This window comes from Gottfriedia acidiceleris (assembly GCF_002128425.1).
GTDB classification, from domain to species: domain Bacteria; phylum Bacillota; class Bacilli; order Bacillales; family Bacillaceae_G; genus Gottfriedia; species Gottfriedia acidiceleris.
This window is the reverse complement of the sequence record NZ_NESS01000003.1, coordinates 95171-109247: the sequence shown is the minus strand read 5'-3', so window position 1 is coordinate 109247 and position 14077 is coordinate 95171. Positions and strand designations below refer to the sequence as shown.

General features: G+C 35.6%; 13 protein-coding genes and 1 riboswitch. Of the genes, 9 read left to right on the top strand and 4 right to left on the bottom strand.

Annotated features, from left to right (window positions below; all coding sequences use genetic code 11):
* Positions 1 to 17 precede the first annotated feature (17 nt).
* From B6K90_RS24335 to B6K90_RS06990, 3 genes are all read left to right on the top strand, one after another.
* A complete protein-coding gene (locus tag B6K90_RS24335; protein ID WP_167555298.1) occupies positions 18 to 302 on the top strand; it encodes a DUF1254 domain-containing protein in 285 nt (94 codons plus the stop codon).
* A gap of 11 nt (positions 303 to 313) precedes the next feature.
* Positions 314 to 1354, top strand: a complete 1041-nt coding sequence (locus B6K90_RS24330; RefSeq protein ID WP_140381402.1) for a DUF1254 domain-containing protein — start codon at positions 314 to 316, stop codon at positions 1352 to 1354.
* A 458-nt stretch (positions 1355 to 1812) separates the two neighbouring features.
* Positions 1813 to 2262, top strand: coding sequence for a hypothetical protein (locus tag B6K90_RS06990; protein ID WP_088012030.1), 450 nt, complete (start codon positions 1813 to 1815; stop codon positions 2260 to 2262).
* A 183-nt stretch (positions 2263 to 2445) separates the two neighbouring features.
* On the opposite strand, the gene istB is transcribed toward B6K90_RS06990, so the two are convergent.
* From istB to B6K90_RS06975, 3 genes are all read right to left on the bottom strand, one after another.
* Positions 2446 to 3138 (bottom strand): IS21-like element helper ATPase IstB, encoded by a 693-nt coding sequence (istB, locus tag B6K90_RS06985; protein ID WP_088012029.1) that lies wholly within the window; start codon positions 3136 to 3138, stop codon positions 2446 to 2448.
* A 308-nt stretch (positions 3139 to 3446) separates the two neighbouring features.
* A complete protein-coding gene (locus tag B6K90_RS24090; protein WP_235821744.1) occupies positions 3447 to 3854 on the bottom strand; it encodes an SRPBCC family protein in 408 nt (135 codons plus the stop codon).
* Between the two features lie 350 nt (positions 3855 to 4204).
* Positions 4205 to 5308: a spore germination protein gene (locus B6K90_RS06975; RefSeq protein ID WP_088012028.1), complete on the bottom strand. Its 1104-nt coding sequence runs from the start codon at positions 5306 to 5308 to the stop codon at positions 4205 to 4207.
* Positions 5309 to 6837: 1529 nt separating this feature from the next.
* A riboswitch (SAM riboswitch) is annotated at positions 6838 to 6944 on the top strand.
* 84 nt (positions 6945 to 7028) lie between these two features.
* Here B6K90_RS06975 and mmuP point away from each other — a divergent pair.
* The 6 genes from mmuP to B6K90_RS06945 all read left to right on the top strand — a co-directional run bounded on the left by mmuP (position 7029) and on the right by B6K90_RS06945 (position 12220).
* Entirely contained in the window at positions 7029 to 8438 is a 1410-nt protein-coding gene (gene mmuP / locus B6K90_RS06970; protein WP_088012027.1) for an S-methylmethionine permease, read from the top strand.
* The gene (mmuM, locus tag B6K90_RS06965; RefSeq protein ID WP_088012026.1) at positions 8413 to 9366 is read left to right on the top strand and encodes a homocysteine S-methyltransferase; all 954 of its coding nucleotides are present in this window, start codon (positions 8413 to 8415) and stop codon (positions 9364 to 9366) included. Before mmuP ends, mmuM begins: the two co-directional genes overlap by 26 nt.
* Entirely contained in the window at positions 9326 to 9604 is a 279-nt protein-coding gene (locus B6K90_RS06960; protein ID WP_088012025.1) for a hypothetical protein, read from the top strand. Before mmuM ends, B6K90_RS06960 begins: the two co-directional genes overlap by 41 nt.
* A 70-nt stretch (positions 9605 to 9674) precedes the next feature.
* Positions 9675 to 9980, top strand: coding sequence for a hypothetical protein (locus B6K90_RS06955; protein ID WP_088012024.1), 306 nt, complete (start codon positions 9675 to 9677; stop codon positions 9978 to 9980).
* A gap of 272 nt (positions 9981 to 10252) precedes the next feature.
* Positions 10253 to 10897 (top strand): formylglycine-generating enzyme family protein, encoded by a 645-nt coding sequence (locus tag B6K90_RS06950; RefSeq protein WP_170927410.1) that lies wholly within the window; start codon positions 10253 to 10255, stop codon positions 10895 to 10897.
* 423 nt (positions 10898 to 11320) lie between these two features.
* Complete coding sequence (locus B6K90_RS06945) at positions 11321 to 12220, top strand: DMT family transporter (RefSeq protein WP_088012022.1); 900 nt, start codon at positions 11321 to 11323, stop codon at positions 12218 to 12220.
* 425 nt (positions 12221 to 12645) lie between these two features.
* Here B6K90_RS06945 and gltP read toward each other — a convergent pair whose 3' ends face one another.
* Complete coding sequence (gltP, locus tag B6K90_RS06940; protein WP_088012021.1) at positions 12646 to 13932, bottom strand: glutamate/aspartate:proton symporter GltP; 1287 nt, start codon at positions 13930 to 13932, stop codon at positions 12646 to 12648.
* Between the last annotated feature and the right edge of the window lie 145 nt (positions 13933 to 14077).

Sequence of the window (14077 nt, the reverse complement as noted above, 5' to 3'; positions counted from 1 at the left end):
TGGAGGGAATCATCTTTATGGAGAATACTCAAACAGAGGAAGTAGTTTTAAAAGCAAACCAATACCTTGAGAACCTTGCTTATAGTATTGGAGTACAAGGTTATATTTACGGTTACCCACTTGTTGTTATGGAAAAACTTAAACAACTACATACGAATCTGAATTATTCGATCAGCGCTCCTATCAATCAATTTTTCCATTTTCAGAAGCTGATCGGGCCTGGTTTCAAAGATGTACCTTTCCCAAATAACGATACGCTGTATTCGAATGCATGGCTTGATTTGTGGGACCCATCGTACTGAGCGTGCCTGAAATGCAAGGAAGATATTACAAGTTCCAGATATTGGACAATTGTGCGGACACGTTCGCCAATATAGACACCAGAACGATAGGGACAGAAAAGGGTGAATGTGCGATTGTTGGACCAGATTGGAAGGCGGATGTGCCTGACGTCGATATAACGATCCATTCCCGCACGAACACCGTTTGGATTATTGGCCGAACGCTTTTGCACGGAGAGCGTGACATATCTAATGTCATTGCTCTGCAAAGTGAATATAAGCTCACGTCATTGGAATCGAACCAAGCGCTAGTGGATGCTTCTTTGCCAGTAATCACCGACACCCACTTGAAAGATCCGCTGTTATACTTTGACATTATGACACAAGCGATGAAATTGAATCCTCCGGCTACCGAAGAACTTGGATTGGTCGAGCAATTTAAGCATATCGGAATCGATATGGAGAAAGGATTCCAACAGGATCAATTGAAAGCAGAAATAATTGCTGGGTTGAATCGCGCCGTTAAAGATGCACAAGAAATACTCTTAAGTTCCTCTGTACAAGCAACAGGAACGGGTGTTAATGGATGGAACATAAATTATGATTTGGGTGCATATGGAAGAAATTACCTTATGCGTTCCATCGTCGCTCTTATTGGATTAGCGTCAAATTTCTCGGAAGAGTCTTTGTTTCCAATTGCCTTTTTGGACAACGAAAGCAAACCGTTGCACGGTTCGAATGACTATGTTATCCATTTCGAGAGAGGCCAGACACCGGCAGTGAATGGCTTTTGGTCCCTTACGATGTATGGTACGGATTCCTACCTTGTCGAGAACGAAATTAATCGTTATTCGATCTCGGACCGGACGGAGGGTCTGAAATATAATGAAGACGGATCACTGGAACTGTACATTCAACATGCAAGGCCGCTTGACAGGGAATCAAACTGGCTTCCAGCACCCGCAGATGGCTTTATATTGATTTTGCGGTTGTATAGCGCTAAACCGGAAATGCTGGAAAAAATGCTGGATGGGAATTATAAGCTCCCACTTATTCAAAGAACTACCAAATAGAAAAAAGTGGTTGATCAGATGTACACTGTTCAATCACTTTTCGTTCATCTTTATATAATCATATCAAAGTTTACCAAGGACATTTGACTTGTTATGTTCTGAAGGTTGTTAAGTACAACAATCATCAAAGCAAAAATCCATTCGAATAACTTTACTTTTAAATTCGTTTAAAAACAAGTACAAAACTATTTAATACAACTAACTGGCGCTTTAGTTGCATAAGATCACGAGTCGTAAATGCAGCTTTTTTTATTTGATTAAATAGAAGGATAGTTGAATCAAAATAGAGAAAATTTATTGAAAATGTAGACATAAGTATTCCTGTCTATTCTATTATTTTTATTAGCTGGTTGTGGTATGGAAACAAAATCAAGAACTACTTTCTTAAAAAATGAATATGAATTAAGAATTGAGCAGTGCATTATAATATCAAATAGCTTATTGATCGGGGGAAAAATTTGAAGAAGCTTTTATTAGTATTATTTGGATTGCTTATTATTATCGGATTATTATTTTTTTACTTAAATGGTAGCAAGAATCAAGAGGAACCAAAAATACTTTCTCAATTAGAGGATAAAGGTAAAGTTGATGGGAAAAGGAAGTTTCTTTTTAGTATTACTAATGTGGGTAAGGAGAAAGCTACATTGGAATTTGGAAATTGGTTAGAATACAATGTGGGCATTAATAATTTAGGTAACAAGGAAATACCTTCTGGAAAAATAATAATGGAACACTTAGATTTAAACGAAAATAACAAAGACGGTAGACTATTGGTGTTAGAACCTAATCAGAAAGTTGATTATCGATTAATGATAAGTAAAATTCCAAAAGGAAATTATGAAATTAAAATTAGTTCCGCATCAGGTTATGGCGGTGTTCAGAGTACCGAATTTAAGATTGAAAATTAGGGTTAAACCACTTAATTTAAAATTTCTTATTGAATTAACTGGCGCTTTAGTTGAAGATTAAAGCTGCTTAAATGCAGTTTTTTGATGTGAATTGCAATAAATGTACAAATTTTTAAAGGTAATAATGCCCTATAAATGTCAACCTAAACATGTACATTTTTGATTATTTAAGTATGCACAAAATCACTCATTCTCTTTCGAAATATGTTGCTTAATTCGGTATGATTCACCAACAATTGTTACTACTGTTGCGTGATGTAGTACCCGATCTAAAATGGCGTTGGCTAGTTTGGTATCTTGAAAGATTTCATCCCACGATTTGAAATTAATATTCGTTGTTAGGATCGTACTTCGCTTTTCATATCGTAGGTCTATCAATTGAAAGAATAACTTCGCATCTTCCGCGTCAATCGGCAAATAGCCTATTTCATGAATATTAAGTAGTTTATATTTTGTATAATGCTTTAACCGTGATTCTAATCGATTTTCAATCCTAGCTCTTTTTAATTGCTGAAGTAATTCCTGACATTTTATAAAGTACGTACTTGTTCTCTTTTTAGCTGCTGCGATTCCGATTGCGGTAGCTAAATGTGTTTTTCCAACTCCACTAGGACCTAAAAATACAATATTTTCTTTTTCTTCGATAAAACGTAAGGTCAAAAAATCAAGGATTTGTTGTTTATTAACTGTTGGTTGGAATTCAAAACTAAAATCACTCACTTCTTTTAAGTGGGGAAATGCTCCCACTTTAACCATCGAATGAAACATGTTTTTCTCTCTTACGTCTATTTCATAGTTAGTGAGTTTAACCAGTGTTTCTACGAAGGATAATTGATTACTTACACTAAAATCGATTATTTCAATTTTATTACCCATAAAAAAATTTATTTTCTAAGAAGGAATTTTAAAAAATAAATGCGATTGTATTGCGCGGAATAAATTTCGAAAAATACATTCTAGAGGTGATTTTATTGAAAAACAAATTTGAACTTCCTATTACGATTGAGCAGCTATTGGAATTTTTAATAACAAACGGTGAAAAATATCAAATTTCAGAATCCACTATTAAACAATATAAAACTTTTTTACAAGTTCTATATCTAAAATTAAGTGGATTAGAACAATGAAACATAATCTAAGTACTGGAATCAATCTATTTGATACAAAAACTATAATTGTAGTTTTTAATGGTGAAAAAAATGAGCATTTCTATGAACAAATTGAATTTGAAGATATAGACGTTGATGAATTTGAAGAAGAATAGTTTGGTAGAAAATGGATGAATAAAATTTTCCCTCTAAAGTAGAATCTATTAAAAATTCCACTTGGAGGGAAACTTTGATCATAACATTTTCAAACTTCTTGGGTTTTTCCATTAAAATCACTTTAGCGGTTAATTTTTGTTTTATACCAAAATGAATTGCCTCCCAGGTAACAAAATCCCCTTGTTCTAATAATCCCTCTGTCACACCACCAACAGCTTTTTCTTTTGTTCTATAAGTAGTTTGCGTGTGAACACTAACAATTCTTGCAAGATTGAAACATATATCAATAGGTGCTTTTATAAATTGGTCATGTTTAATAATTGGCATTACTTTCTCCTAATAATAGATTTATAAAATATATTAGATTGTTCCTTTAATTATCCTATTAAATAAGAAAATAGGAACTGATCAATCAGTTCCTAATCTGTTATTCAACTAAAGCATTGCGTTAGCCACCCATGAATCAGTGATTCACAACAGTGAATGGAAGATTATATCGCTCTCCCATGGTAGTTGAATAGCGATCAAACGTACCAGGCATCTTCTGTAAATTCATTCCATTGTACTTTAAAACTTTTCGCCTTAAGTTTAATACAACAATTTCGTTGTTGTTCTAACACCTAATAAGAGACAGAAGCAAAAGAACTAACAGTAAGACTAAAAGAAACCATACTTTGTTATGATTTTGCTTTATACTTCCTCTTTTTCAATTTTAAGACAAGCAGAAGTAGTGGCAGTTGTATACCAAATAAAAAAAACGCAACATTGCCCATCGTATCCCCAAGTTTAAATAGGTCATTCGTATTTTTCGGGGTCATGGAAATGATATAAATAACCGGAAGCAAGCCAAACATAAATGGATGAATGTTTTTTTTAAAGAGTTGGGCAAGCCCCAAAGAAGCAGCATAATGACTAACGTTAAAGCAAGTAAACATTTGCATAATCCATATTACAAGTAACAAGGACTCAAACCGTTCAAATAGCAAACCAGGCATTTCAAAACTTCGCATGAGATCAATCGTTGGCCAAGTTTTGGTTACCACACCATCGACGGATAGTCCACCGATGACCATTACGATAGTTATCAAGTAAAAGATCAGTGGGATGAAAATTCCAACTAAAACAGCTTTTACTGCTTGGTTTGGCTGTTTCATAAACGCCATTATAATCAACAGGCTTTCAAAACCTATATATGAGAGAGCCGTTGTTTTGATTCCTTTTAGTACGGGCATGATCCCCAACCCCAGTACCGGGCGCAGATTATCCACTTCAAATATTTTAAAACTCATAAAAGAAACCACCAAAAAAATGCCGACCGTAATAGGGAGAATAATTTCAAACAGACGGGCAATCGGATTTATGCCGCCCATAATTAAATAGAGACCTATCCACATAAATGGCATCGCGATGGCCCAAGTTGGGGTACCTTCCAACAAAAATAAACTTGTTACTTCTACTAATGCACAGATATGAAATCCACCCATCATTACAAAATAACATACAAGGATTAGACTTAGTAACTTACCCATCCATTTCCCTACAATTTCTTGACTGTATTGATAAAAGGTTTTTCCGGGAAACCGTTGTCCTAATTTGACCATAATAACTCCTGCCACCATCGCAATCAGCCCGCCTAAAATTACAGTTAACCAGGTATCTGGTGTTTTCACTTTCTCTGTAGCTGCTCGTGGCAAGGTTAGAATTCCCGTTCCAAGTATATAATTGATAATGATAACAACTACTTGAATTGTTGTAATACGGTCTTTGGGGCTAGTAATCATCGCAGGTCACTTCCTTATTCACAATTCAGGATTACTACTTTCTGAAGGCTCATTACTTCTCATTTTTCCACATTTCTTCTTAATAAACGGTACAATTTTACATTTCCAAAAAAGAATAAAAATTATGCATATTCTATTCATGTGAAGTTTACATAAATTAAAAAGTTTTAATGCTATTATCAAGATTTACTTACTATTCAGTTGTAAAATCAGTGTTCATTCCGAAATTAGTACGTTTTTAAAATCGGTTGTAAAATCCATTTCGAGTAATTTCCGGTTTTAATAAAGACGTTGATATAACAACGTTTTCCCGACTTAACATACACCTATTCAACAGTTATATCACCTGCAAAAGCGTCTAAAACCTTTACAGTATCGTACGTTCGACTGCTCTTTGCTGGCGATTAAAATCTTTAACTGCATTAACAATGTAAGTAATAATCGTATTTTCATTATCTTCTTTATCTACTGCGATTTTTTTTGCTCATCACTATAATATTTATTTTGAATCGAATTGACCTTTTTTTTCATTTTCTTTCTTACTTCTATAAGTTTTTTTGATTAGCTCTTCATTAAACGTTGTAACTTTTTGATCTTTCCGAGCTAGAGATAATTTATCTATAAAGAATTAATATTAATCGACATTTAAAGAAGAATTAGCGTAAGCTATTTCGAGTCTTTTAAAGTCTTTCACCTCTTTATGAGTTGTTAAATATTTATCGTTCTCTAATTCTGACTTAATAGAATCATTTTAACTTTTACCTACAAATAAAAGCACTCAAACAATGTTGAGTGACTCAGCGATTGAAAAGATTGCTTGTCTTGTATATTCATAGAATTGGTCTTTATTTAATCCATGCTCTGGATAAATATTTATATCTTTAATTCAATGGCCAGTCTGTTTTTGTAGTTCTTAATCAACTAACGTAATGCGATAGTTGAAGATCAAGAGCAGCCATTGGCTGCTTTTTGTGCGATGGGCAGTCGCATAGGGTGCTGATTAGTCAGCGCCCTTCAATTATTTTATTTAGACAGAGACGACACTTCGGTGTAACGACTGGATGAAGGATAAAATTATGAATTCCAGATGGTGAAAATCCATACTCGAGGAGACTGACCTAGCTCGAGAAGTCTAATCTAGGGCATTATCGCGAGGTATTGTCTGAAGGAGATGCGGTAAATCGAGAGACCCGTAGACGAAAAGATAGACCCTAATGCAAGAAGTGTGAAGCACGGCGGCGGAGTAAGTTGGCGACTTTTCGAAGAGTGAGGAAGCCCACTAAAATGGCATTTTCTTTAGAAGTCAGAACGAGGAAATGTGGCTTATAACGTGATGGTGCAGGGTATGTCTTGAAGGAAAATGCGATGCCCCCGTGTGGTGAGAGATTTCCCTACTTTATTATTTAGGTATTTGGCAGTTTAGTTGCATAAGAAATGATAAAATAGTAAATCAATAATTGATAATTTTTAAAAAAAATCAAATTATCTTGACAATTATCGAATGGATTGATATGGTTATAAAAAAATATTTCTTATCCAGAGAGGTGGAGGGACTGGCCCTTTGAAGCCTCAGCAACAGGTCTGCTTATGTAGACACTGTGCTAATTCCAGCGGGTGATAACCTGATAGATGAGAGCTTCCGTTTTTATTTGTCAGTAGCGCACTCTTTTTTAGAGTGCGTTTTTTGTTTTTTCTGGATAGTAACTAAAGGAGAGTAGAAATGGGGAACAAAAATGGGCAAGAATTTCAAAGGAACATGCAAGCACGTCATTTAGTCATGCTATCACTTGGTGGGGTGATTGGAACTGGCTTATTCTTAAGCTCGGGCTACACTATTCAACAAGCTGGCCCGTTTGGAACAATACTATCCTATCTGATTGGTGCGCTAGTGGTTTATCTAGTCATGCTATGTTTAGGAGAGCTTTCCGTACATATGCCTGAAACGGGCTCATTTCACAGTTATGCAGTTAAATACATTGGACCGGGTACAGGGTATACAGTAGCCTGGTTGTATTGGTTAACTTGGACTGTTGCTTTAGGTTCTGAATTTACAGCCGCAGGATTACTTATGAAGCGTTGGTTTCCATCGATTAATGTTTGGATATGGAGTGCTATTTTTGCCATTTTGATCTTTGTATTAAATGTCATGACTGTTAAATTTTTCGCCGAATCCGAATTTTGGTTTTCATCGATAAAGGTTATAGCTATTGTGATTTTTATTGTTTTAGGAGCAGCGGCAATGCTAGGGTTGCTTCCGATGAGTCATTCAAAAGCAGCACCATTATTTTCTAATTTTACAAGTGGAGGTTTATTTCCTCATGGTGCTACGGGCATTATAATGACCATGCTTGCGGTTAATTTTGCTTTTTCGGGAACAGAATTAATAGGCATTGCAGCTGGAGAAACCGCGAACCCGGAAAAAATGATACCGAAGGCCATTCGAACTACTCTGTGGAGATTGATCATCTTTTTTGTAGGAACGATTTTTGTTTTATCTGCGTTATTGCCTATTTCCGATGCTGGTGTATTAGAGAGCCCTTTTGTTGCAGTTCTAGAACGAATTGGGGTGCCATATTCAGCTGACATAATGAATTTCGTTATCTTAACAGCTATTTTATCTGCGGCAAACTCAGGCCTTTATGCCTCTTCTAGAATGCTTTGGTCGCTTGCTAATAAGAATACGATATCTCCGATTTTTGGAAAAATGACGAAGCAAGGTGTTCCAATCAACGCCGTCATTTTCAGCATGGTGGGTGGAGCTTTGGCTTTGCTCTCAAGTATTGTGGCACCAGATACTATCTATATCGTACTTGTTTCCATTTCCGGTCTAGCAGTAGTTGTAGTTTGGATGAGTATTAGTGCTTCCCAGTTCCTATTTCGCAGACAATTTTTGAAAGAAGGAAATTCTGAAAAGGACTTGATTTATCGCACACCACTATATCCATTAGTACCAATTGCTTCTTTTATCCTTTGTCTGGCATCGTGTATTGGAATTGCATTCGATCCAACACAGAGAATTGCCTTATATTGCGGCATACCGTTTATTTTGTTTTGCTATGGAAGTTATTATCTAACAAAAAATTTAAAAAAGAGGGGCGTAGATTATGTCGAACAAAGTCAATCCAATTGATGCTATTTTATCCCAACATTCCATTATGCTTCTTGACGGAGCATTAGCTACAGAATTGGAGGCGCATGGATGTAATTTGGACGATCCCCTTTGGTCGGCACGTGTGTTACTAGAAAATCCGGAACTTATTTATCAGGTTCATTCGGACTATTTTCGTGCTGGTGCGGACTGTGCCATAACAGCAAGCTATCAAGCTACTATTAGTGGTTTTTCCGCGCGTGGAATACAAGAACAGGAAGCTTTGGAATTAATTAAGAAAACGGTGTTACTTGCAAGAAGGGCAAGAGATGATTTTTGGAAGGAAAATAAGCAAACGAATAGGCCTAAACCATTGGTTGTTGCATCGGTTGGGCCGTACGGGGCTTACCTTGCAGATGGTTCAGAGTATGTAGGCAACTATGGTGTGACAGATAAAACATTAGCAGACTTTCACCGTTCGAGAATGTCAGCGTTAATTGAAGCAGGTGCAGATCTATTGGCATTTGAAACGATCCCTTCCTTGCAAGAAGCAAGAGTATTAGATACATTATTACGTGAGTATCCAGAAACATATGCGTGGCTTTCTTTTTCGTTAAAAAATGAGAAAGAGATAAGTGAAGGTATGAAACTCGTAGAGTGTGCACGAGTTTTTGAGAAAAGTGAACAAATTGTAGCGATAGGCATCAATTGTGCGCCAGTAACCGTTGTGACTGGTGCAATACAAGAGTTGAGGGCAAACACTAAAAAACCGATTATTGTTTATCCAAACTCTGGTGAAACTTATAATCCAGAAACAAAAACATGGCATGGTCATGAACAATGTAACGTGTTGGATATTCAATCTGAAGAATGGTACCAAGCAGGTGCACGTTTAATAGGTGGATGCTGCAGAACGACACCTTATCACATTGAGGAGATATCGAACAAGTGGCGTTCTTCCGAGTATTGAACCAATTGAAGGTGAAACGGACTATTTATTCGTAATTAAAGTTAACGAAGAGGTTAATTTAGTTATTCAAAAAATAGTTCATATTGCTGAAAGTTATTCAACTACCATGGGAGTACGAAATAAGCTTCCATTCACTGTTGTGAATCTGAGGATTCATGGATGGCTAACGCATGCGTTGGTTTTACAACATTTAGAGGGTAATCATTTGATTATCCTCTATTTTATTAAAAAGGACTAATTGACTGTTAAAAAGAATAATAAAAAGAAGGTACTTGAAAAGTTTTAAATTTGATGAGAGGTGGAGATTCGTGAAAGTACACGATTGTCCTAATGGTAATACAAATAGTAGAGAATGTATTATTGTCATCCAAATTGCTCCGATTTGTTCGGAAGAGATATTAAAGTGCAGTATTTGTTCCTGGATCGGCAAGTGGTCTGACATGACAGTGCGGGAGGTCAAGTTACCGGAGATTCCAGGTGGGATAGTGATCCCTGGCGTTGAACCTATTACTGATTATTATGTACTTCATTCAGATCAAATTAGAATTACTTATACAGGAGGGTGTTGCCCTCATTGTGGTGGAACTGATCCATTATGTTGGTGCATGACGTAATAAACGATTAGAGCCCCCAACTTGGTAAGCATTATTAACTTTATAACACATAGATAATAAATATCTTATTGAACTAACGCATGCGTTTATTGTATAACGAATATGCTGATTTGCAGACGTTTTTATTTTACTAATGGATTTTTATCTACAAAATACCAACGTATTTTTTTGAATTGATCTTATAGTTCTTAACGAGGTGATTTTTATTAAATCATGAGCATTAGGAGGAAGACAGAGTGTCAAATGAAATTAAGAGTTACATTGACTATCAAATGGTAAAAATTCCAGGGGGAAATATAGAATTAAGAGACGATAGAATAAAAAGTAAATGGAAAACTGAAATAAAACCATTCCTTTTTGCCCAGTATCCTGTAACTATGGGTATATACAATACTATAACAAATACATCACTTAATACTTTTGTCATAGATCTAAAACCAGTTGTGAATATTTCTTGGAATGATGCAATTTCTTTTTGTAATCTACTTTCACAGAAAGCAGGACTGAAAGAGTGTTATTCAATAAGTAATGATGGTGAAAACATATTTTGTGATTGGGAATCAGATGGTTATAGACTTCCTACAGAAGCAGAGTGGCAATATGCGTGTAAAGCAGGGACGACGGGTTATAGATACGGTGAACTTGATAAAATTGCCTGGTATAATGAAAATTCTGGAGATAAAATACATGAAGTTGGAAGAAAGGAAGCGAATGCATGGGGTCTATATGATATGTTAGGAAATGTTTGGGAGTGGTGTTGGGATTTATATGATGAACAGGTCTATGGGTCCTACCGAATTTTTCGAGGTGGTAGCTGGGCAGAGGTAGCAAGAGGTTGTGGCGCTTCATGTCGTCGTCGTAGCCATCCGTCATTTTGCATAGACGACCTTGGATTCCGTCTTGCACGGTCTTTTTAATTTCCTGTAAGGATGGGGACAGTTATTAGTCAATGCTTAAACGTTCTATGCAACTGATATGAACGAAACTGTCAAACCACCAAACCAAAAAGGTTTTAATTTAGGGATTTTTCATTTTTTAGACAGACTTAAATTAAGACTACCAACCTAGAATTTAAAAATTAGATTTTCTAAGTCTGTGAATGACAACTCTATAATAGGAGATTTTTTTGTATTATGTCTTAAAAGCTTGGCACGAAGGCAAATAAATTAACGGAAATGTGAGTACTTGTTCAACTAAAACAATGCGATTCTTCAATAGAAGGTCGCTTTTTAATTGAACTAAAAAGCAAATTATTGAAAGAATTGAATCGAGAATCTTTTGAACTACTTTAGTTTGATTTGTTACAATTACTGGAGGAACAGTAGGAAGAGGTAATATTAATGATAAAATTTATGTATATGTTTTGCTTGATTGTATGGGGACTAAATTTTATTGCTGTAAAAATTCAAGGAACTCCAGTAAGCTTGGAATTATCCTTAACTTTTCGACTAGTTATGACAGCCTTTTTATTTTTAGTTCTTGTTTTGTTCATTCGCCCAAAGGGGAGACCAACAAGAAAAGATATCCCGTTTGTAATGGCATTTGGAATATGTAACTTTGCATTAAGCTATCTGTGTCTTTATTACGCTACAATTTTGAGTTCTGCAGCAATCGTAACACTGGTATTTTCTTTAAAAGTGATTTTAACTCCGATTGCTCTCCGGATTTTTTTAAAAGAAAAATTACATTCGCGAGTTCTAATTGGAGGTATTCTTGGTGTATTGGGAGTGTGTATTCTAATTTATCCTTCACTGGAAAATTTTCAAGGGTTCCATGACATAAAAGGAATTATTTTCGCTTTCCTAGGTACTCTCCTAACAGCGGTTGGTGACGCCTGCTCTGCAAGAAATGCAAATCGCAAGGTTGATCCCATTTATGCAAATGCAATTGGATTTACAGTGGGCAGTTTATTTATGGGAGCAATAATATGGTTTCAAGGGAAAGAAATTATTATTTCAACTTCTTTTACGTACTTATCTGCGTTGCTATATTTAACGCTGGTTGCTTCTTTTGCTGCATGGTTATTCTATTTGAAGCTAGTAGAAAAAATTGGAGGAGCTCAAAGTGGCTATATGGTCGCCCTTTTCCCCGCAATTGGTGGAGTGGCCTCTGTTTTAATCGGTGAGTCTGATCCATCAGTGTATTTGATTGCTGGTTGCTTTTTTTGCTGTATTGGCGCCGCGATTGCATTAGGTTTTGGAACGAGAAATCAGAATATGAAATTGCCTATTCAGGGTTAACTAAGGCTTTTCTTGTGTAACTAATGTATTGCTTTAGTTATATAACGGTGGAAAATACTTCCAACAAGAAAGGCGAATAACTAATACAATACATAATAATTATTATATAATAAAGTACAGTTACATTTTTCTTTTTTACCAATATCACCTATTTTTTAGGGAAACTCTTTATCCTGCGAGTTTCTCTTTTTTGTCAGTCTAAACATAACAATGTTAATAGATAGAAAGAGCCTGTATCGAAAATTACTGGGTATTTGAAGATACAGGCTTTTAATTTCAACGATTAATTGTTATATATATTAGTTGATTACAAGAAGTAGAGCTTGATCTCATTTTAAAAAAGCGAAGGCATAAGAAATGAAGTCAATGCCTGCAATTTAGTAGTCAGTGAATCTAGGTCTACTCAATTATCATGTTAAGAAAGATTATGCTACATTTGTTTGCTTACCGGAATCAAGTGATTTAATATAAGCTTGCGCTTTTTGTTTATCGAATTGACCTTCTGATTTAGAAATAACAACTGCCGCAAGCGAGTTACCTACGACGTTAACTGCTGTTCTCGCCATATCTAAAAGACGGTCAATACCTGCGATAAACGCTAATCCTTCTACCGGAATTCCAACTGTACCGAGCGTTGCCAACAATACAACAAACGAAACTCCCGGAACCCCTGCAATTCCTTTAGATGTTACTATCAATACAAGTACTAATGAGATTTGGTCGCTAATCGATAAATCAATACCATACATTTGTGCAATAAAAATGGCCGCTAATGCTTGATATAACGTAGAGCCATCTAAGTTGAAAGAATATCCTGTTGGGATAACGAACGATGTGATTCCTTTAGGGCATCCAAATTTCTCCATTTTATTCATAATACGAGGTAAAACAGTCTCAGAACTAGCCGTTGAATAAGCAAGGATCAGTTCATCTTTTAATAACTTAATAAAATGAATAATGTTAATGCCTGCCCATCTTGCAACAAGTCCTAAAACAACTAACACAAAGAAAATCATCGTTGAATAAACAAGAATCGTTAACTTACTTAATGGGATCAGTGATTGGACACCGAATTTTGATACAGTTACACCAATTAATGCAAATACACCAAATGGAGCAAACTTCATAATTAGATTTGTCACATAGAACATTGCTTCAGCTGTACCCTCGAAAAACTTTAAGACTGGTTTTCCTTTTTCACCAATCGCTGCCACACCTAGTCCGAATAAAACAGAAAAGAAAATAATGGCTAACATGTTTCCTTCTGTCATTGCTGAAATGATATTTGGCGGAACGATATTGACGAAAGTTTCAGCAAAACCGTGGCTTTTCGTCGTTTCGGTTGTTTGTATATAGCTTCCGATATCTGTTTTCTGTAATGATGACATATCAACGCCGCTACCGGGTTGAAAGATATTTGCCGCTAGCAATCCAACAAGAATGGCAATAGTTGTAATGATTTCAAAATATAAAATTGTTTTACCACCGAGTTTACCAAGCTTTTTCATATTCCCAACACCGGCAACACCGACAATTAAGCTTGAGACAACAATAGGAATAACAATCATTTTGATTAAACGAATAAAAATATCTCCAATCGGCTTTAGGAATCCTTCAATACTTGGATTTCCATAAAAGGCAGCTCCAACTGCGATACCTAAAATGAGACCAATTACAATCTGCCAAGCTAACCCGAGTTTTAGTTTTTTCATCCCATACACCCCTTCAAGGTTATTAAGAATATGAATGTAAGCGATTCCACTCGAAATCATACCGAATCATACAAAAACCTACAAATAAAAAATAAAAAATAAATAATTTTCTCACAACTATTTCAATTTTCCAAAGGTTTGAGTA